The following is a 20554-nucleotide window of genomic DNA, read 5'->3' as shown; positions in this document are numbered from 1 at the left end:
ATATATTTAAAAATTTTGAAAACTAAAAAAAATAATATTTAAAATTGATAGTAATGTGACTCGGTTTTAAATATTTTACTTAACACATGAGACACATGAAACATCATTAAATCAGACACATAGAAGACAAAACTAATTATCACATCTAGAAAAACTAAACAGTCAAAGTATAAACATAAAAAACAGATAATAAAAATTAATAAATAGACGATAAAACGATTAAAGAGGAGTGCAAAATGATTGATAAATATTATCTCATGGTATTAGATGAATTAAAATCTATTACTCAACAGAGCTTAGATCAACTAGGTAATAAATCGTCTATTCCAAATCATTATTCTGACCTTATGTATTACTTAGAAACAAATACAACAGACCCCATTGAAAAGAATATGATAAAAAACGCGGCACACCAGTTACAACTCTCAAACATCTGTCTTTTATCAGGCTTATACAGGCAAGCTTTTTCGTCACTAAGGCTAACATTTGAAATATCGCTTGGATCAATATTCTTAAGCCTCTTCAAATTAGATCAACTGGCATGGGTAAACAACAAACACGATATATCATGGAGTCGAATGACATCCGAAGAAGACGGACTATTTTCAAAAAAATTCATTGAACTACATTCCCCGGGAATTGAGGCTGAAAGAGATAGATTATTTAAAAAAGCTAATAAAACCTATAGGGAACTTTCTGAATATGTCCACGGAAATAATAAGACATGGACAACTAAAGACCCCGCTTTAAAATTAAACCTCACTGAAATAGACTCTTACTATACTTTAACAGAAAGTGTAGCTGAAATCTTCATAACGACATGGTTTATAAAAAATTATAAAGAAATCGACTCAGACAATTTTGAATACGAAAAGTTTCAGGAATTCCCAAAAATTAAAGAATACTTCAAACACTAAGAAAGGAGATATAAAATTGAGTGAATTAAAGTTACGAACAGAAAGTATAAAAGATGAAGAGATTGAAAAAATCGCAGTTCTAAGAGAAAGTGACAAAAAAATAATAGAGCACCTCGTTTCTTCAGAACCTTGTTTACTAGAGGGATCAAGAGGAACCGGCAAGTCATTTTTGATGAAAATAGCACAATTGGAGCTAGAGCAAAAAAGAGATACTCTACCCATATTCATATCATTTAACATGAGCTCATTAATTAACACTGATGACAGCCTACAATTTTACCACTGGATGCTCGCTAAAACTATACGAGCATTACTAAATAAGTTAATCAAAGATGGTGCAGTAATTTCAGACTATTCAAATTCACTTTTAAGTAACTATTCAGAAAGCAATAGTAAGAATATCAAAGATAAACTTAAAGACATTATAAGATCATTTGAGATGTCTTACAAAGACACCAATAAATGCCCGATAGAGCTAAATAACCTCCCTGACATTGAAGATGTAAAAGAGGCCATTACAGAAATCTGCCGACAAAATAAATTAACAAGAGTAGTCTTTTTTTTTGATGAAGCAGCGCATGTCTTCAGACCAGAACAACAAAGACAGTTCTTCAACCTTTTTAAAGATCTTAGGTCCTCATATATAACTTGTAATGCTGCGATATACCCGGGAGTTACTCATTTTGGAAACTCATTTGAACTTACGCATGATTGTAGCTATCAAGTACTAGATAGAAGTGTTACAGAAGAAGGTTACCTTGATTATTTTTATGAGATGTTTAGTAAACAATCTGACAACTCAATTCTTAATGTAATAAATAACAATAAAGATATTTTTAACACGCTTGTATATTCATGCTCAGGTAACCCCAGGATTCTATTTAAAACATACCAAAGTCTTACAAAGCTAAACACAAACGAAGTAAACAAAGAGGTCAAAGACTTCTACAGAAATAAAATTTGGTCGGAACATACTGAGCTAGGAGAAAAATACAAGGGACACAAAGAGCTAATCGACTGGGGAAGAGACTTCCTAGAGCAAAAAGTAATTCCGACAGTGAATGAAAATAAAAAATCAACTATATACTTTTGGATCGATAAAGATGTTCCAGAAACAGTGAAAGAGTCCTTAAGACTATTAACTTACACTGGAATAATAAAGAAAATTGATTCAACAAATAGAGCTCATGGAAAAATTGGAACTCGTTATGAAATTAAATATGGATGCATAATTGCACTCGCTCCTAACCCACACCAATCCTCGAAAGAAATCTTCAACAAGATATCAATAAGGCAGTTTACTAAATTTGGAGCTGGATATAAAGAATACGATAAAATAAAAGATATCATTGCTATCATTGAAAATGATAAACATTATAAAAAGTCACTTGAAAGTATTTTAGCGAAACCTATCACAGTACTTACACTCACGGAATGGCAAATAAAAAAACTTATGGAGAACAATATTACAACGATTAGGGATTTACATACTGTAAATAAAGATGACCTTCTAAAAATCCATCAAATTGGTGAAAAAAGATCTGAAACAATGATAAAGGCTATGCAGGCAGAATTACTTGAATACATTTCGGGTTAACCTTCATGTTAATAATTATAGCTCGTAGTATTTTTATGAAAAATGGAAAATACTACGAGCTTAATTACAGAAAAAGACACCTCAAGTTAAAAGTATATGAACTCATGAGGTAATGGTTCCGAGTTACACTGATCTAAAAAGACCAAATTATCTCACAATAAGAGACTTTACTGTAGGATAATAGTTCCAAGTACCCTTTCCAAGACACTGCGTAACCTAGTATTAAATTTCAGTAGCTATTAATCGACAAAGTCAGTAGTAAAAGTTGAATAAAATCATCAATTCATTAAAGAGAGAAGGTTCACGAGGCAGTCCCTTAAAATTACACAAAAATGCTTTTATGAGTAGAATCTAGAAAAGAGATGTTTTATTTGAATTAGTATTTTGGTTTAGGATGATCTCTTTCCACAAACGATCGTACTTAACATATTTTGGATGAATCATCTCTGGCTCAACAAGTCTGTTACTAGTATCTTTACCGTAAAGAAATTCAGGTCGAAGTAACCCCTACGAAATACTTTTGTCTTCATCTATATTAAAACTATCGTTTAGCCATTCAAGTATTTCATTTAAACGATACAAATAAAAAGAAAATAAATTAACAAGCTCATACATTGATAACTGATATCATTACCAAACTAAGAACAAAATGAATAAGTATACATTTGAACTTCAGTAACAAGACTAGCTTTTACTGGATTTCTAAGAATATACTTATAAGTGTTAGCCTTGTAACTAGCTTTAGTTAAAAGTAATATTGGTTCCAGGTGCTTTTTCAAAAATCTAGAAACACTCAACGCAAAGAAAAAGCACCTGGAACCTTTATTTTCTTAGCTATTCCTTTACTTAGTGTACTTAACTTATATCTATCTACGATTCTTCAAATCTATATTAAAAAAACTTAAAGCACTTCGAGCCTATGTTAATTAAAATCTACTTCAAAGTCCTTTATACCATCCTTTAACACTGAGTACTTTATATCGACAAGATATTGTGGAACAGTGTTTGTTGTAAGGCGAGGAAAGCTATCAGTGACTTCAAACTTTGAGTTCATTAAAATTTTAAATTTATCATTCCTAGTTAACTCCAGAACATCCGAAGAACAACCGACTAACTCTAGTTTTTTATAAAAGTCTGTTGAGCTTAAATGACTATCTATTAACAAGTTATCTATGCTCTCAACTAGATCAAATAACGAAAGTCCTTCTTCATTTGCCGCTAATTCATATAAAACGATAAATAGATCATCGTTATCTAGCTCTAATTGCCTGAGATTAGATATCGCAAATTTAACTGGGTTTGATGAAGTGGTTGACTTCACTTCAATACGGTTTCCACCAATGAAGAAATCTGATCGAGCACCGACTGGGCCTGACCATGAATCCAAACTTTCAATTTTGTTTGTCTGAATCAAGTATTTCAAATAGCTTAATTCACCAATTAGGCCTTTAACGTAACTATTACTTATATTTATTTTTTTTACTTCTTGAAAAAAATCTCTCCACTCTAAAACTTTCTTCTTCAAAGTATCTAAGAAGAGCTTCTTACTTCCAATTGAGCCTTCAGGGAGAAGCTCTGAAACGAATGTTTTAAAGATATTCGTAATATATTCTCTTTCTTCTTCAATATAGATAGAACAATTTACGTATTTATAGCTAAAACCATTTGATTCTACTTTAAAGTTCATTTTAGATTCTTCCGAGTTCAGTATAATCCTAAGTCCTCTTTTGTTATTAGAAGGTGTATAGTAAAGATTAAAGCGAATATCTGAATCAACTAATATTGAACGTTCTATTGTATTATCTTTGTTTTTTAGTTTCTCTTTCTCTTTATCTAATTCTTCAAATGTACTCTTTATTTGATCTATCATGACATATTTTCTTTTATCCAAACATTATTAACTCTATATTTTACAGACTTAGCAGTTGTTGATCTTGGAAAACTAACCATGAAACCAACAAGAGGATAGTCCAGTGCAATTACCTCTTTATTTTTATCAAGAGGTTCAACGATATAGAACATTAATAAACCTTTAGATTTATCTCTTATTTGTCTACTGTGAACATCCTTAAGTTTTATATTCTCCTCACCTCGAGACTCCCATAGATTAACTTTCTTTATAATTTGTTCATCATTTAAATCAATAAACTCATCATTTTTACTGGCCAATCGTCTAAAGGTAACTTTTTCATCATCAAAACTTAAAACTTTACGTTGAGAAGATTGAATAGAGTAACCACCATCAAAGTCAACATTACTTCCTGTCCCAGAATGGACTACAACAGTCCAGTTTACTAACTCTCCATTAGTGATCTGCGAATTAATATACTTAGCTATAATTTCAGGTATTACTGCTCGAGAAGATTCATGTGTCTTAAACTCTGTTAAAAAGTTTGCAACATCTAAGCCTTTTACATTATTAAGATAAATAATATCACTCCAGCCTTTTTTCATATATTGATTATTCAGTCTTTTAGAATTTACTGAATCCTCTAAGTTGCAAACCGATAGAAACTTATTAAGCCCCGTCCAATTTCTCTCTAAATCATTAGGGTTCATTGCAGTAGACTCGGCGACACCACTTGCAAATGACACATCAACTTCCTGAGTATCTCTCATTTTCATTTTGTTTGTTACAAGTAAACCTGGATGCACCTTAACCTTGAGACCAAACTCTTTGGGAGTCATTCCCAACTCACTCATCTCGTTTAATTCCTCTACAAGCTCTTCTGACGCCATTAAGATTGATTGAAAGTTTGATACCATTGAAGTGTTTGTGAACAATCGACATAGATCATCATACCTAGGTCTATAACCAAACCACCTTCCCATTTGCATTAATGTGTCGTACATTTTTGATTGCCTTAGGAAGTAACTTACAGACAGCCCTTCTAGTGTTAAACCCCTTGAGAGTTTATCTCCTCCTACTGCGATTACACATTCAGGATAGTCTTCCCTTAGGTAATCCAAACCATCCTTTGATGATCCATTTATTGTTTTAACTTCAAGTTTATCTAGTGTGTTGTCTATCTCGTGCTTAATTGAACTCCAGTGAATATCAGCTTCTCCTCTGATCGCTTCTGTCGTAGAAAGATAATCTTCCTCCCATAGACATTTTAATTGATTTAATATTGAGCTATCTCCATCACCTTCATGATTGATTCTCGCCCTTATATCATCAACATAATCCATTACTTGCTCAGTAACTTTTAACTGAACTTCTTTGAATCTAGTAACATGAATCAACATTGAATTATGCTTTTTTTCATCCCCTCGAATACTTCTTGCAGAAACCGAAAGAATAAAAGATAGGATGGCTCTTTCCAAACAAGGAGGGATCCTTTCAGCTCCATGGTAAGTTGGAACTAGATCTTTCTTATGAGATCTAGGTATCCACTCAGACGAATTATCAATATCGTCAGATAGACTTTTAATTATTGGATAGTCTTGATCAGCACTTGCTGAGAATATCTTATGAGGTCCAACATAATTACTAGGGATTGGAAGGCTTAAGATAAAACTCTTTGGAAATAAATCTTCTCCATGATCATTATGATCCTTGGAATCACTTATTAAAACATTAGCGAAAGGAGTTGCTGTGTATCCTACATAGGCACTTTTTTCAAAAGAATTTAGAAGTTTTCTTATTAACTTATTAATAGTACTTGGATCATCTTCACTAGTGTCAACAGATGCTTGATCCGCCTCATCGTCTATAACAAGTATTGAAGTATCTTTTACTTTCTTAGAACCTGCATCAGCAAAAGTTGAAACCCAACTATTTAAGTTATCTAGAATTGATTTATTTTTTTTAACAACAAATAGTAATGGGATCTGATCAGGCTCAATGTTAAACTGACTTGCAGCTGATCTTTGAAAATCGCCATTTTCACTACGGTTTGTAATCGTATTAACCTTAGGAGTTGGGTCGATAAATCCTACACCAATCTTGTTCCTAGGACCATCTCCATCAATATTAGTCTCATAACCTAGAAATCCCTCATCAAGCCTTAACTGCGATTGTGCTCTAAGATCATTATGAATTCCTGCAAGTACGACAATTACTTTATAACCAGCATCAGCTGCTTTACAAATTAATCCAGTGTAATTTCCTGTCTTTCCAGACTGAACACTACCTACAACCAAACCTCTCCTATCCCAGGCTCCTTCTCTATTAGGGTTTTCAAGCAAAGAAAGTGCTTTATCTGTTGTTCTATTTATAGACTTAACACTTTTTTCAGGAAGCCCTTTATCCTGGAGTAAGTACTTTTCATAACGGTTCCAAAACTTCCATTCAATTTTACCTCTTTCCTGCGATAACCACTCAATATGGTCCTCATTATCAGTAATTACATGAGAAGCACCTTCTATCTCCACAGAAAAGTTCAAGCTTAATATATCAATATTTTTTTTAAGATCCTCTTCTGATAATGATAGACCAAACTTTTCACACATTTCTTTTATTGAGTTTTGAATAATCTCTTTTGTAGGTAATTCACCCTTGTCCACGAAGTTCGATTTAATATAAATTCGTGTCATGTCCATAACTGCATTAATATCCATATTAATTTCCTTTATTTATAGAGGGAGCTTCTTTTCTAAATCTTTAATGTATTCCATAAATTTCTCACCTACATCATCATCACTAGCTAATTGCCTATATAAAGAGTTACCACGGTCAATTTTTATTCCTTTCTCACTTTTTGACCAAAGTCCTTCGAAGTTTTCTTTCTTTTTATCTCTACCAATTACTTTATTGATATTTTGACTTGAAGTCTTTCTTGCAATCTCAGCCGCTCTATTCAGATTTGGAAGTTCATTTAAAGGAGGATGAGCCGTACTTTTTTTAATATCAATTCTCCAATTTTTATCTTCCGAATTCTTTAAATTAACTATCACTCTGCCCAGAGCATAATCATCATTTATTTTCATTTGTTGTCTACGACCAAGGTTTAGCCAACCTCCATAAGAAATAAGACGATCTTCTCTATAAATATATATCCCTTGCATTTGAGTGAATCCAGTAGTTCTCTTAATGGTTCTTTGAGTCGGCACTGATAAATTTTCTTCCCGATCAACAATAAAACTCTCTATCTCGACATTTTCTCCTTCGCTGTGAAATAAAGGAGTTCCACTAAAACTAAAATGCGGATCGAATGCTTTTATCTTTTTACCATTAACGAAAATTGCAATATTTTCTTTTTCTAAATATCTATGAAAAACTAATGATAGATGGAAAGATATCTTCTCTGCAATTCTGAAAAAATCCTCATTATTTATTATCGTTTTTGAACCGTTTAAACTTAGTAAACGATCTAAACTTTCGATAAGTACGATAGTTCCCGACTCCGAAATAAGTTCTGAGTTAAACATTGAGTTTTCTTTCGCTGTCTTTAATACTTTCCACTTATTATGTTCAGCAACATATTCTAGATCCCAACGTCTCGTGCTTTGCTCTTTATTTTTTAGACTTGTTACCGTTAGATCTTTACCTATTGAAAATGAAGCACTTTTTAACCCCATGCCAAATCGACCTAGATCACTACTGGATCTATCTGCATTTGGGTTTTTCGATCCTGGCCTCATCGCTTGAATTAACTCAGACTCTGTCATTCCAATACCATCATCCATAATTGATATATAAGAGTTTGTGCCATGCCACTGAATATCAACATGAATATTAGTTGCCTCTGCGGATATACTATTATCAACTATGTCTGCTATAGCTTCTTCTGGGCTATATCCAAATGATCTCAAATTTTCGATCATTGAAGCTGCTGAAGGATTTATGATGTCAGGGTCTTCATCTTTGTTTTCATGCATATGTACTACACTCTCTCTTTTACTATCAATAGCAACACTTGAATCTAACTGTTCAGAGCAGAACGTATAATTATCAATATAGTCAATGTTTAGCTTTTCATGGAGAGAATGAGTTTTGGATCCAATGATTTCAGTAATCAAATCATATTCTTTATCTTTTTCTTTTTTAAATAAAAATAGCTTCAAGCCATCAAAACTACTTTCTTTAACTCTCTTCATAACAACAATATCTTGTGGCTCTATATAATTTTGGGCATCTAAGTCTCTGCTAAAGTAAAGCCTGTATTCATTTCGAGTACTTCTTTCTTCATGCAAAGCTTTATTGTGCCATACATACTCTACTAAATTTATGTTTTGATCATTTGGAGAAATATATTGAACTCTGATTGTATCATCAGGTACCTTAGCGTTTAATTCAGGAAGAAAGTCTAAGCACTTTTTAGAAACCATTAGAAAACTTCCAGCCCTTTTACTTTTCCCAGCTTTACGAATTCCTATTTCATTAGCGTTTACAAGTCTTACATATATCATCGTGCTGCACAAACCTCATAAGTTTTTAATTATACATAGTTTAATTATTTTAGATGGAATTTTGTTTATAGGCCATGTGAAATTTATAACGCACTCCTTCCGCTGGAGAAAAGTAACATTATCAATAATAAATCTTCCCGATTAATATTTTTTAAACTAATCTATAAGTATCAACACACAAAAAATTTAGGGACATATGAGCGAATTAAATACATTAGATCTTTTTAGTGGTTGCGGAGGTTTCTCCTACGGCTTTGAGCAGGCAGGTTTCAATGTTGTTTTAGGTCTAGACTATGAGCCAAACGCAATTAAAACATTTTCACTTAACCATCCAAGAGCAAAAGGTGTATGTGCTGACATTACCGAAGTTTGTCCAAAGGATCTTCTAAAGCAAGCAAATAGTAAGATAGATGTTGTCATTGGTGGACCACCGTGTCAGGGTTTTTCTTTAACAGGTACAAGGGACCCAAATGACAAAAGAAACCAGCTTTATAAGTATTATGTAGATATTGTTAAGCAAGCAAAGCCAAAAGCATTCATCATAGAAAACGTTATTGGACTTGCTACTCTATACAAAGGAAAAGTGAAGGAAGACATATACCAGACCTTCACTAAACTAGGCTACAATGTTAATTCGAAAATTCTTTTAGCTTCAGATTATGGAGTACCACAAAACAGGAAACGATTTTTCATAGTTGGAATAAAAAAAGAACTTGGTGAATTTGAGTTCCCTGAACCAGTAAACTGTGAGAATACAAGAGTAACTTGCGGTGATGCTATTTCAGATCTGCCTCCTCTAAGTTGCGGGACTAAGTTTGGTCAAGAAGAGCAGCCTTATACAAAGAAGCCTAAGTCTGAATATCAAAAGTTAATGAGATCTGAGTCTAGTGTTCTCTATAATCATGTTGCTTCTAAGCATACACCAGAGGTGATAAATGTAATTTCACAAGTTCCAGAAGGTGGTAATCACAAAGATCTTCCGCCAGGAGTTGGTGAAAGCAGAAAGTTTAATGAAGCGTGGACAAGGTACCACAGCAAAAAGCCAAGTAAAACAATTGATACTGGCCATAGAAATCATTTCCACTATAAATGGAATCGAATTCCTACAGTACGGGAGAATGCAAGGCTTCAATCTTTTCCTGACAACTTTATCTTTACGGGTAGTAGAACAAGTCAAAACAGACAGGTTGGAAATGCTGTTCCACCTTTACTAGCGAAGGCTATAGCAGAAAAACTTAAAGGAACGATTTTACAATGAACAAGTATAAAGCAATAGACCTATTTTGTGGTTGCGGTGGTTTATCAGAAGGTTTTCTTCAAACAAAGAAATTTGATATTCCTCTACATATAGACTGGGATAAAGCTCCCTTACAAACATTAAAGCATAGATTGAAAACCAAGTGGAATCATAAAGACCCTAACGAATCGGTACTTCAGTTTGACCTACAAGATGTTTCTGAACTTCTTACTGGTTGGTATGAAGATAACGATCAACCTCATCCTCTCTCCAAGAAAGGTATTGGTCGAATGTTCAAAAAAGGTGAACTTGATTTTATTGTTGGAGGTCCTCCTTGCCAAGCATACTCAATTGCAGGAAGAATCAGATGTCCAGATGGAATGAAGAATGACTATAGAAACTACTTATTTGAAAGTTATGTCAAGCTAGTTACGCACTTTAGGCCGAAAATCTTTGTATTCGAAAATGTTCCAGGAATGCTATCTGCCTCACCTGGAGGAATCCCAATTACTGAAAGAATAAAAGAGTCTTTTGAAGATGCGGAATACACTATTATTGAGAACTTTAAAGAAGCTGTGTTTAACACTTCTGATTACGGAGTTCCTCAGGATAGAAAGAGAGTTATTTTAGTTGGTGTAGATACGAAAAGATATGGCAAAAAAGCATCCCAATCTTTTATAAACGATTTTTACAAAAACTTTATGCCTTCTCTTAAAATTGATACTAAAACTACTGTTAGAGATGCTATTTCTCACTTACCTAAACTAACGATCAACAAGAAAGATGATAATGCGAAGGTTTCCCATCTAACAAATGAATTCTTTCCAAACCACACACCACGTTTCCACTCGCAAAGAGATATTAAAGCTTTTCAATTACTTGCAAAAGACAAACTAAACAAAGTTAGAAAATATGATTCAACAGAGTCATTAAAAGCGTTATACACAGAGTTAACAGGGAAAAAATCTAACGTTCACAAGTACTGTGTCCAAGAATGGGATAAACCGAGCAAAACAATTGTTGCTCACCTCTATAAAGATGGCTTAAGACATATCCATCCCGATCATAAACAAGGAAGATCTTTAACTGTTAGAGAGTGTGCAGCTCTTCAAACTTTTGATGATGACTTTGTATTCACGGAAAGTATGGGTGCGAACTATAAAATGATTGGAAATGCTGTACCACCTAAATTTGCGAAGTTGATTGCAACAGTTCTATCTGTTCAACTTGAAGCTATGGAATCAAAAAGGTCAACTAACTTCAAACAGATTCAAAAATATCTCTAAATATAACCTCTTATTTTCCGATAAGAGGTTATGGAACAAGTATTTAAAATCGTTAATAATAACGAGTTAGGTTTAGACTCTCAAGGAAGATCAACAAGAGGAACAGCCCTTCTTGTACCAAAGTCTTTCTGGTGTGACCTTCTAGAATTTGATGAAACTGAAAGTAACCCTGTCGTAGAAACAACAATTCTTGTTAACAACAGTGTGTTTATACCAATTTCATTCAGACTATATAACTCATTTACCAATAAACCGAATAAAAGAGAATGTCGTATTTATCTTAATGATTTTTTAAAGTCTCAGATAGAGAAGGATGATATTATTGCGTTCAGTTATGAAGATTCTCCCTTTGTTATAAAACTAGACTACTATAAAAAAGGTACTGATGAGTACCTCTCTGTAAAATCAAAGTTAGGTAGTTCAAAAGGAAAAAAAATAAAAGGCCATACTAACAGCCAACAAATATCACATAGTAATACTGAGAATGATGTTGGAAAAATTAAAAGTCCCTTTATTGGGGTAAAGTCAAAAAAATCTAAAATAACCCAAACCGAAACCAGAGATAACTCTTTGCAAACAACATTTAGGAGCCAAGCGCTATTTCACTATAAACATCAGTGTGCAATAAAAAAAACATCTATTACACATGAGAACAAATACTGCTTAGATGCTGCTCATATTGTTCCCTGGTCAAAAGGCGGAACGTTTCATGTTGCGAACTCATTATTACTGTCTAAAGATTTACATTGGGCATTTGATTTAGGTTTATTTTCTATTTCAGATGAATATAAAGTTGTTCTCTCATCCAAAGTTGACCAAGACTCTCCGCTTGCTAAATACAATAAAGTGAGTATTTCCGTTCCATCTAATGCTAATGCACAACCTTTAAAAGAAGCATTAAAGTGGCATAGGGAGAATATTCTTTTATGAATCTAGTAACAATAGTTTCATATATGAATCCATCCCTTGAAACAAAATAAAATTTGAATTAATACTGGTTTTCATTATGATTCAAAATCATATGTGACCATTCCCTTTACACTTCTTACATTATCAATATCTATCTCGAACTTATCAACAGACTTGTTAGCATATTGAACAGTTATCCCCATTTTAGAAAACCTTTCTAAAAGTTTCTGATCACGAAAACTCTCATTACTAATCCCAAAAATAACGGACTTTATAGCTGAGATTGGAAATTCTATAAAGTTTTCAGATGATTCTTTTAAGACTCTAAACTCCTTCTCATATGACCAAAGCAAAGACTTAGTAAACAAACTATCCAAAGTCATTAATTCAAATTCTTTTTTTGTTGTTGAACTTAAAATATGTACCTTAGAAATATCTAAAGAGTAATTAACATCTTGAACATAATCTCCAATCTCACAAATAGCATCACGATCAAATTCGATACATAAACCCTTATGATTATCTGCGTAGTGCGACCACATCAAAATCTCATTCGCGTTATTACAAAAGCAACAAGACCTATATGTAGCCAGAAAAGATCGAAAAAAACCAAAGAACTCATGTGATCGATTAAATACAACAGGATCCAAGTTTGAAGAGTTCTTATATATAATATTGTGATTAAAGCTTCCCTCGAAAGGATCATTATATGAATTAAAATCTGAAAAGTATAATTTTCCATCTAGAACAGATTCAAGAAACTCTGGTTTAATAAACTTAAATATACTATTAGATTTCATATTGTTAAACATCCCCATACTTTTTAATTAGCTCTTCATAATCTTTATTTTTAAAAGGAAGAGAATTATCTACATATGGTCCCTTTAACCTCGCAACTAAATACCTTAAAAACCACCAATACTTTTCAGCAATGTTCGGCATTTCAAAAGTACCTTCCAGTACATAATCATAGATTCTTTTAAAAGTAGACTTAAAAGGAGATTCGAAATATTCAATAATACAAAAAATATCTAGAAAAACACAGTCATCAAAATAAGGTTGATAATATGTATCCCAAAACTCTGTTCGTCTAATATAGGTATTTGTATCAACGCCAAAATATGTAAACCTATTTAGTTCCCGATTAAATTTGTCATAGTCTCCACCATAAAATCTCTTTACAACACTCATATCTAATATCACTCGAGGAAACTTCGCGAAATCTTCTTCCATTTTGTAAGCACTGATTAAGCCAGGACCGACAATCTGGTGCTTATTTTGATATATCTTTCCAACCGTCACACTTCCACGAAGGAAGTAGTTAAGCTTCATTAGCATTACAACTAGCCTTCCGGCATAAATACTAACTCCTTTAATTGCCTTAGATAGTTCATCAGAATTTTGTAAATCCTTAATTGGAGCAGTAATTATTATAGAGTCGCTAATAACAACTATCTTTAACCCCAAATCCTCATCTATCTCATCCTCTGTTTCAAAGAATTTTGCTATTGTTGATGTTGTATGAAGATAAGATCCTATTATATCAAACTGACTATTCTTACAATCTACAGACCTATTCACTTTAGTTGAAAAGCCCAATACGTCTAAATAACAAATTACATAATCTTTATACTTAAGATTCTCAATCACAATACTTCCTTCTAATTTCATCAATTAAAATACAATACTTACAAATTGGATTAAACGAAATATATCATACCTTTACGAAAATAGGGAACCGCCCTCTCTCACTCGCATCCTGCTCGCTCGTCAGGGATGTTCGGCTTCAATTAGCATCATGCTAATTGCCGCCTCAACAACCCGAGCCACCTTCCATTCATACGATCTTCAAAATCAAGAAACTAACTTGGACAAATCACAACACGATTCGAGAAAATTCGGCTCTTCACACTTAAAGGTGTTTTCACCGCGTTAAAGACTAGATAACAGGCATGAAATCTCGATCGTTTATAATTGAGTTACCACACTTAATTTTAAACAGAGGAAATTATCATGCCCGATAAAAAGCTTACTAATTTTTTACTATTACCGAAACTAGAACTTACTAGATTTTCGAATGTTCAAGTTCGAAAATCTGTTATTTATGAATGCAAAACTACGACGAGCTCTGCATTCTGCCCTCATTGCGGCTTAGAAACGTCTAAAGTACACGACAAGCGCGTCGTTAAGATAAGAGATGCTCCACAGTCTGGTCGACTCAAAACGCTTAAAATAACCAAAAAACGATTTAGATGTGTTGGTCTTGGTTGTAAAAAAGTCTTCACTGAAAATATTGATGGGATTCCTAAACGCGCTAGAGTTACTGTTAGAATGGCCAGAGAGGTTCTTTATACTTGTGATAAGTTTGCAAACATGAAGGCCGTTTCACATCATACGAAGCTCGGAAATAAAACGATTTATAAAAAACACTATGAGCAATTAGAACTCAAGTGGCGTGAACGAAAAGATGATCCTTGGCCAAGAACAATTGGTATTGATGAACACTCATGGTTAAGAAATAAAAAGCGTGGCCATATGGACTTTGCAACTTTGATTATTGATTACAATAACAAGAGAGCAAAGGAGCTTCTTCCTACAAGAAATGTTGGAGAGCTTTGTAAAATGGTTAGCTATATTCCAGGTAGAGAGCGTGTAAAAAACGCTGTCTGCGATCTCTCAAAGCCCTATAAAAGCTTCATTAAACATCATTTTCCAAATGCAAAAATAATTGCAGATAAGTTCCATGTAGTGAGACTTTTGAATCCTGCAATTAATAAATATAGAAAAGAAATTACTGGTGATAAGAGAAAGAATCCAATAAGAAAACTACTTTTAAAAAGTGCTATTAAACTTGATTATGATACGAGAAGAACCGTTGAAAAATGGCTAAAAGATCATCCTGATTTAGAGTCAGTTTACTATGCGAAAGAGGCCTTACTTAAGATCTATCGATGTAAAGGTTATCAAAGAGCAAGACGAAGTTTAAGAATTTTACTTGATGGCCTTGCCTTTTCTAAGGTTAAAGAATTACAGAGATTAAGAAGAACTCTCATGGAATGGAAAGATGAGATCTTGAATTACTTTGAGAATCGTATTACAAATGCCAGAACTGAAGGATATAACAATGTTTGTAAGCAGCTCCAGAAGCGGGCTTACGGATATAGGAACTTTAATAACTATCGATTGAAAGTATTGAATGTCTGTTGTTGAGGTCGTGAGTGCAGTGCGTTCCACCATTAAGGGAGTAGAACCGAAAATTCGAAGAGTTGTAATTCAAAAAATGATTGTTGCTAGTTTGGCGGCTTGGCTTAGTGATTTGCCAAGACCGTTTCTAGATGGTGGAGGTGGTGGGAATCGAACCCACGTCCGAAATAGCGTCTTGATAGCGGCCTACGTGCGTAGTCTTCATTTATCGTCAGAAGACAAGACTGTCCGTGATACGTGACCTCGGCAAACCCCGGTGAGTGATTAACGAGATGCCCCGGCAGGCTCGAAACCTAGTTAACCAGCAGATTCAACTGGATTGCTACATTCTGTTTCTTGGCAGTAGCGCCTCACAAGACTAATCCTAATTAATTAGGCAGCCATTGGCATTGCATAATCGTCTGCAATTAACGGTGGACTCCTTTTTACCAGGACCGTGGAGACCAACCTGGACACGCCCGGATACCTGTCAACCATCCCGTCGAAACCAGGGCACCCCCATTAGATTTTGACTTGTGGATATTTGGAACAAATATACGTAAGCGGCAGTATAGCACAGCATTTCATATCTGAAAAGAAATCCATCGACAATCAACGCTGTGCACATATCTTTGTTTTTCATCTACATTTTCTAGATTAACTAAAGAAGCACCAAAGTAGATCAGGTTCTTAATTAGAACTAGGGAACATACTAATAAAATCGCAGCAAGTAGTGGTTGAATAATTCCATGAATATAACCGAGCTCTAAATCAACATTCTTATATAGGTATAGATTGAGTATCAAAATATAACCAAGTATTTCCACATTGTGAGAATTTAAAACCACCTTTTTAAATAGAGAGCCAAGTTCATTACAATTTTCTATATCACTTCTAACTGCAGGCTTCATAATTCTTACAGTGTTATAAATCACTCCTAGAATAATGAGTTCTATTGCAAAAACAGAAAACAGAGAAAGCAAAGCCTCAAGTAAAATAAATATCCATATGAGAGCTGAACTGTCATGGCTTGAATACTCACTATAACTTTTTATCACAGAATGTGCTGCTGCAATAAGTGGAGTGAAAATCATTAAATTGTTCAATGTTTTATTTTTCATAATTTATTCCAAGTTTCCAAACTGTGGTCTACCAGAGTTTTTAAGATGCATCCCCTTCATCGTATTACTCCTTATTTGTCTTTGATCTATAATTAAATAAATCCACAAGTAACTGGGAAACAAAGAGATAAAGAAACCCACTAAAAAGTGAAGCACTTACCGCCAAGGCCATTCCCAATTCAAAATTTGTACCTTTCAGAGCAAGGTAATAAAAAGTTATCCCTGCAACAGTAATCGCACCAACAATATGTGAAACGCCAGCATAATATTCTAGTAAATCCAATAATGAACGAACTTGATTAAATTGGGTTATTTTTCCAATACTAACCCCACTCTCATGTCCTAATATTGAATTGTAAATGAAGCCAAATATTGAAACGATAATCATAAATGCAATGAGAAAGAATAAGATTGAAATGCTTATGCTAAACTTCCCCTGTAAATAATTAATTGAATAGAAATATCCTAGTACTGGTGAGAGTAAAAGGCATGGCCATAAATATAAGCTCGTTTTATTTGAAAATTTCATTCTCTTTTTCCTAGTCTCTAAATTGAGGTCTTCCAAAATTTACTTGTAACTCTTTAAAATAATTCTCAAATTCTTCATAGAGTCTCCCTCGTAAATATTGAATTTAACGAAAGCTACTCCAATCTCATCTCAAAAACGAAATACTCCCAAATTGAAATAGAAACAATTTTAAGTGAAATAATTGATGAGTTCTATAGACTTGAATAGCCAGAAAAAGCAAAACCCCGTAAAAACGGGGTTCTGATTTGGTCAATTGTAGAAATCCTTTCGGGGACGTCTATAAAGTGAGTGTATCATAATTTTGACCGAGCTTCCACTTTCTCCTCCCAATGATGGGAGTTCAAGGAGAAAGTCATGGATGACTTATGGTCAATTGTAGAAATCATAATCTATGTAGTTAAAATTATTTTAATCTTACGGAAATTGTGATTTCGGGGGCGTAGTGAAAACTGCGCCCTTTTAAATTTAGTGATTAAGCACCGCCAAAATCACCTCAAGTGCCTCAACCTGCTCGGCGAGCCCCATGGTCTCAAAGCTTGGAAGATGAACGAAGCCGGCCTTGGCGCGCATCTTCTTTTCTTCAATTATGTGGCGAATGCCATAGAAGACGTGATTGCACACGAAGCGTCCGCAGTCGCGAGAGATGGCCACGGGAATTTGGGCCGCAAGAAGGGCGTCTTCAATCTCTCCTATGGGAAGAGTGGAATCATAAGTTGCAGCTGCTCCCTCAAAGATCACTTCGTTTACGGGGCAATTGCCTTCGTTGTCTGCGATGCTTGCATCGTTAAGGTTGTGAGCGAGGACTTCGAGGTTTACTTCCTGGGCCTTTTCGTTAAGGCCAAAGCAGATGATATAGTCGGGATTTAAAAAGAAGGCCTCCTTCTTTAAGATGGCCAGGCTCTTTTCAAAAACTGTAGGTAGAATTAATTTGTGAACCTCAAGGTGTGAGAAGTTGGCCGTAGTCGCCTCCACCACCTCCCCACTAGGGTTAATGAGATTATTTCCAAAGGCATCAAAGCCTGTGATTAAAACTTTCTTTGCTCTCATATCATAAATCTCAGTATGCCACGTACTCTAACTTAAATCCCCACGCCTCTTCGTCAATATTTGTGCGTGGATAGATCGAGTTATTCTTTTTGCTATACGAAGTCTCACAACTTCCCTCACTCACTTCATCCATCGTCAGGAAATTTGTGCGAATGACACTTCCATCCTTTGTGGAGATGGCAAGTTCAGCTGCGCCGTAATTAAAAACAATCTCCGAATCTTTATAATCAACCTCAAGAAGGTTTTGCGTCACATATTTTTTACCAAGAACCTTCACATCGGTGCGATAAATCATGTACTGATCCATCACAAAGAAATTATCACCTGATAAGATCATCTTTCGAAATGAATCTTCCTCTGTTGTGTAAGCACCATGGCACTTAAAAAGTGTATTAAGATCAAATTTTCCACCAAGGTTTTTTAGCACGACTTTGCCTTCTCGATTTCGAGTCATGGTATGCCCGAGAAAGAGATAGGCCATGCAATCACCATCAGTAGAGATCGCTCCGGTATAACTTGTCGTTAGACCTCCAGGGTGGCGTGACTTTAGAAGATCAGCAGAAAGGCCACAATCATAAACCTCATCCTTCATTTGATAGTCTTGATAACACACATCCACCTGATGCTTTAGGGCCTTTAGGTAGTTAAGCTTCTGGCCAACACTTGTGCGAAATTGGGCCTGGCCTTCGGCGTCTTCGGGATAGAATGTCTTTTGAAGCTCGGCCTTGAGATCACTTTTAAAAGTGTCTGCGATGGCTTCAAGACTTGAGCAGTTATTTGCATAAGAGCTAAGACTTAAAATTGCAATTAGGATTAGTTTTTTCATGGGAAAATTTTAGCAAAAAAAAAGCCCCCTTGCGGAGGCTTTTTTTCTATTTTGCTCTTACATCGAATACCTTGGACTGTAGTAATTCGCCTTTGTAAGAAACATCGACTTTAAACTTAAGTTTGTCGTCTTTTGTCTTTTTCTTAAACTTGTAAGTTAATGCACCAGTTGCTGTTACACCGCGACCAGGAGCTGCAACCTTAGTTGATCCCTTCTTTAGTTCAACAAATTTGTCACCTTCTAGAACGCTGATTGCAACATCATAGCTTCCTGGAACAAAGTCACGTAGACCAGTTAGTTTTACTTTTACATCGTGGCTTCTAAACTTACAGTTAAATAGACCTAGCGTACACTTGCGATCCTTAACCTTGTCATCAAAATCAAGGGCTACTTGAACTTCTGGATTTACCACAACGTTTGCATTGAATGTTGCAATTTCCGTGTAGCTTCCACTTAGCTCATCACCTGGGTAAGTTAACTCAATCTTCATTTCGATATCTGATCCTGGACGAGCGTTATTTGCAACCTTCGCTTGGATAACATCAGTTAGCTCAATTTGTGCTTGTGCAGGTAGAACTCTTAGGTTTGCACGAGAGTTTACGATTTCAACATTTGAAGTTGCTGCAACTACTTTTGCACTAATCGCACCGCGGTTTGAAGCAAGCTTTCCGAAGTTTACTAGCCCAAGTCCGACAGAGAATTTCCCGTCTTGAGTTAGACCTTTTGCATCTTCAGTTTTAACACTTGTTTGTGCTACTTGGTTAAGGCGAACAACAGCGTTACTAGCAAATAGCTTCTTTGCTTGTGACTTACCAAGAGCAAGCATTTCTTCTTTAGCTGCTTGGATATTTTCATCAAATCCAGCTTCCTGGCCATCAGCTGCACCATTTTTGAATGCAACCCCTTCACCTTCTAAGCGAGCTTCAGCAAAGGCAGTCTTGTAAGCTTTGTCGAAACCTTTTTGCGTTTCGGCCCCAAAGTTACCAGCGGCAGCTTCATCACGAGAACTCTCAAAGAAGTCCACGTAGCCTGCGAAGTAAGTATCTTTGTGACTAACATTAAATTCAGCTTTATAAGCGGCATCGTAAGAAGCACCACATGCTTTCTTGAACTCATTAACACCTTTGTAAACATCAAAGCAATTTTTGAAGTCTTCATCGATATCGATACGAGTTGGCGCAGTGTACGCATACTGAGGAAGCGCTTTTGTTTTTGCACGATCATTTTCATAAGATTCGATCTCTCTTTGAGTTTTTGCGATCTCTTGATCAACTTTAGAGTTGAAAGCTGAGCTTAAAGACTCAGGAGACGCTGTGTATTCAGGAGCGATAAAATCTAATGCTTCAAAAGCTGGTGAAACAAATTCTTGTGCCATTGAGAAGGCTTTCTCTAAGAAAAGGCTTCCGTTAACACTATTTGATAACATCACTCTATTTGTTGGTTTACTTGAGAAAGTCTCGCTCTTAACTTGCTCATATCCTTTTGGAAATTCTTGTGACTTTGCTAAGCTCTTGGCCTTTGCAACACCTGCTTCATATCCTTTTGCAA

At 34.8% G+C, this 20554-nt stretch carries 16 protein-coding genes and 1 other RNA gene; 6 read left to right on the top strand and 11 right to left on the bottom strand.

The window, feature by feature from the left end:
• Nucleotides 1-236 precede the first annotated feature (236 nt).
• A complete protein-coding gene (locus tag ABMA79_RS07700; RefSeq protein WP_393091522.1) occupies nucleotides 237-917 on the top strand; it encodes a hypothetical protein in 681 nt (226 codons plus the stop codon).
• 16 nt (nucleotides 918-933) lie between these two features.
• A complete protein-coding gene (locus ABMA79_RS07695; RefSeq protein ID WP_393091519.1) occupies nucleotides 934-2514 on the top strand; it encodes a helix-hairpin-helix domain-containing protein in 1581 nt (526 codons plus the stop codon).
• Nucleotides 2515-3436: 922 nt separating this feature from the next.
• Here the strand turns inward: ABMA79_RS07695 and ABMA79_RS07690 are convergent.
• Genes ABMA79_RS07690 through ABMA79_RS07680 form a run of 3 tightly spaced genes read right to left on the bottom strand, consistent with a single transcriptional unit; the run spans nucleotide 3437 to nucleotide 8868 of the window.
• Nucleotides 3437-4405: a PD-(D/E)XK motif protein gene (locus ABMA79_RS07690; protein ID WP_393091516.1), complete on the bottom strand. Its 969-nt coding sequence runs from the start codon at nucleotides 4403-4405 to the stop codon at nucleotides 3437-3439.
• On the bottom strand, nucleotides 4381-7077 hold the full coding sequence (locus tag ABMA79_RS07685) for a Z1 domain-containing protein (protein ID WP_393091513.1): 2697 nt from the start codon (nucleotides 7075-7077) through the stop codon (nucleotides 4381-4383). Before ABMA79_RS07685 ends, ABMA79_RS07690 begins: the two co-directional genes overlap by 25 nt.
• 15 nt (nucleotides 7078-7092) lie before the next feature.
• The gene (locus tag ABMA79_RS07680) at nucleotides 7093-8868 is read right to left on the bottom strand and encodes an ATP-binding protein (protein ID WP_393091511.1); all 1776 of its coding nucleotides are present in this window, start codon (nucleotides 8866-8868) and stop codon (nucleotides 7093-7095) included.
• A gap of 196 nt (nucleotides 8869-9064) precedes the next feature.
• On the opposite strand from ABMA79_RS07680, the gene ABMA79_RS07675 reads away from it, so the two are divergent.
• Genes ABMA79_RS07675 through ABMA79_RS07665 form a run of 3 tightly spaced genes read left to right on the top strand, consistent with a single transcriptional unit; the run spans nucleotide 9065 to nucleotide 12321 of the window.
• A complete protein-coding gene (locus tag ABMA79_RS07675) occupies nucleotides 9065-10126 on the top strand; it encodes a DNA cytosine methyltransferase (protein WP_393091508.1) in 1062 nt (353 codons plus the stop codon).
• Nucleotides 10123-11391, top strand: coding sequence for a DNA cytosine methyltransferase (locus ABMA79_RS07670; protein ID WP_393091505.1), 1269 nt, complete (start codon nucleotides 10123-10125; stop codon nucleotides 11389-11391). Before ABMA79_RS07675 ends, ABMA79_RS07670 begins: the two co-directional genes overlap by 4 nt.
• A gap of 30 nt (nucleotides 11392-11421) precedes the next feature.
• The gene (locus ABMA79_RS07665; RefSeq protein WP_393091502.1) at nucleotides 11422-12321 is read left to right on the top strand and encodes an HNH endonuclease; all 900 of its coding nucleotides are present in this window, start codon (nucleotides 11422-11424) and stop codon (nucleotides 12319-12321) included.
• A gap of 74 nt (nucleotides 12322-12395) precedes the next feature.
• Here ABMA79_RS07665 and ABMA79_RS07660 read toward each other — a convergent pair whose 3' ends face one another.
• Together ABMA79_RS07660 and ABMA79_RS07655 are read right to left on the bottom strand one after the other, a co-directional pair.
• Complete coding sequence (locus tag ABMA79_RS07660; RefSeq protein WP_393091499.1) at nucleotides 12396-12842, bottom strand: DUF2971 domain-containing protein; 447 nt, start codon at nucleotides 12840-12842, stop codon at nucleotides 12396-12398.
• Between the two features lie 262 nt (nucleotides 12843-13104).
• On the bottom strand, nucleotides 13105-13971 hold the full coding sequence (locus ABMA79_RS07655) for a hypothetical protein (protein ID WP_393091496.1): 867 nt from the start codon (nucleotides 13969-13971) through the stop codon (nucleotides 13105-13107).
• 342 nt (nucleotides 13972-14313) lie between these two features.
• On the opposite strand from ABMA79_RS07655, the gene ABMA79_RS07650 reads away from it, so the two are divergent.
• Nucleotides 14314-15510, top strand: a complete 1197-nt coding sequence (locus ABMA79_RS07650; RefSeq protein WP_393091494.1) for an ISL3 family transposase — start codon at nucleotides 14314-14316, stop codon at nucleotides 15508-15510.
• Between the two features lie 126 nt (nucleotides 15511-15636).
• Here ABMA79_RS07650 and ssrA read toward each other — a convergent pair.
• The 6 genes from ssrA to ABMA79_RS07620 all read right to left on the bottom strand — a co-directional run.
• Nucleotides 15637-16004, bottom strand: a transfer-messenger RNA (tmRNA) gene (ssrA, locus tag ABMA79_RS07645).
• A gap of 63 nt (nucleotides 16005-16067) precedes the next feature.
• Nucleotides 16068-16604, bottom strand: a complete 537-nt coding sequence (locus ABMA79_RS07640; protein WP_393091491.1) for a hypothetical protein — start codon at nucleotides 16602-16604, stop codon at nucleotides 16068-16070.
• Between the two features lie 64 nt (nucleotides 16605-16668).
• Nucleotides 16669-17133: a hypothetical protein gene (locus tag ABMA79_RS07635; RefSeq protein WP_393091488.1), complete on the bottom strand. Its 465-nt coding sequence runs from the start codon at nucleotides 17131-17133 to the stop codon at nucleotides 16669-16671.
• Between the two features lie 465 nt (nucleotides 17134-17598).
• The gene (locus tag ABMA79_RS07630; RefSeq protein ID WP_393091485.1) at nucleotides 17599-18180 is read right to left on the bottom strand and encodes a pyroglutamyl-peptidase I; all 582 of its coding nucleotides are present in this window, start codon (nucleotides 18178-18180) and stop codon (nucleotides 17599-17601) included.
• Between the two features lie 10 nt (nucleotides 18181-18190).
• Nucleotides 18191-19006, bottom strand: coding sequence for a hypothetical protein (locus tag ABMA79_RS07625; RefSeq protein ID WP_393091482.1), 816 nt, complete (start codon nucleotides 19004-19006; stop codon nucleotides 18191-18193).
• 46 nt (nucleotides 19007-19052) lie between these two features.
• On the bottom strand, nucleotides 19053-20554 hold a 1502-nt coding region (locus ABMA79_RS07620), incomplete at its 5' end, for a hypothetical protein (protein WP_393091479.1).

The organism is Halobacteriovorax sp. HFRX-2_2 (genome assembly GCF_043196705.1).
In the GTDB taxonomy this organism is placed as follows: Bacteria; Bdellovibrionota; Bacteriovoracia; order Bacteriovoracales; family Bacteriovoracaceae; genus Halobacteriovorax_A.
The sequence above is the reverse complement of the archived record's forward strand: the minus strand, read 5'-3'. Positions and strand labels throughout refer to the sequence as shown.

Excerpts from the sequence above, each read along its gene's own strand:
- ABMA79_RS07670 (WP_393091505.1), top strand. The coding sequence starts at position 10,123 with ATGAACAAGTATAAAGCAATAGACCTATTTTGTGGTTGCGGTGGTTTA.
- ABMA79_RS07625 (WP_393091482.1), bottom strand. The coding sequence starts at position 19,006 with ATGAAAAAACTAATCCTAATTGCAATTTTAAGTCTTAGCTCTTATGCA.
- ABMA79_RS07640 (WP_393091491.1), bottom strand. The coding sequence starts at position 16,604 with ATGAAAAATAAAACATTGAACAATTTAATGATTTTCACTCCACTTATT.
- ABMA79_RS07660 (WP_393091499.1), bottom strand. The coding sequence starts at position 12,842 with ATGTGGTCGCACTACGCAGATAATCATAAGGGTTTATGTATCGAATTT.
- ABMA79_RS07655 (WP_393091496.1), bottom strand. The coding sequence starts at position 13,971 with ATGAAATTAGAAGGAAGTATTGTGATTGAGAATCTTAAGTATAAAGAT.
- ABMA79_RS07675 (WP_393091508.1), top strand. The coding sequence starts at position 9,065 with ATGAGCGAATTAAATACATTAGATCTTTTTAGTGGTTGCGGAGGTTTC.
- ABMA79_RS07630 (WP_393091485.1), bottom strand. The coding sequence starts at position 18,180 with ATGAGAGCAAAGAAAGTTTTAATCACAGGCTTTGATGCCTTTGGAAAT.
- ABMA79_RS07700 (WP_393091522.1), top strand. The coding sequence starts at position 237 with ATGATTGATAAATATTATCTCATGGTATTAGATGAATTAAAATCTATT.
- ABMA79_RS07665 (WP_393091502.1), top strand. The coding sequence starts at position 11,422 with ATGGAACAAGTATTTAAAATCGTTAATAATAACGAGTTAGGTTTAGAC.
- ABMA79_RS07635 (WP_393091488.1), bottom strand. The coding sequence starts at position 17,133 with ATGAAATTTTCAAATAAAACGAGCTTATATTTATGGCCATGCCTTTTA.
- ABMA79_RS07650 (WP_393091494.1), top strand. The coding sequence starts at position 14,314 with ATGCCCGATAAAAAGCTTACTAATTTTTTACTATTACCGAAACTAGAA.
- ABMA79_RS07680 (WP_393091511.1), bottom strand. The coding sequence starts at position 8,868 with ATGATATATGTAAGACTTGTAAACGCTAATGAAATAGGAATTCGTAAA.
- ABMA79_RS07685 (WP_393091513.1), bottom strand. The coding sequence starts at position 7,077 with ATGGATATTAATGCAGTTATGGACATGACACGAATTTATATTAAATCG.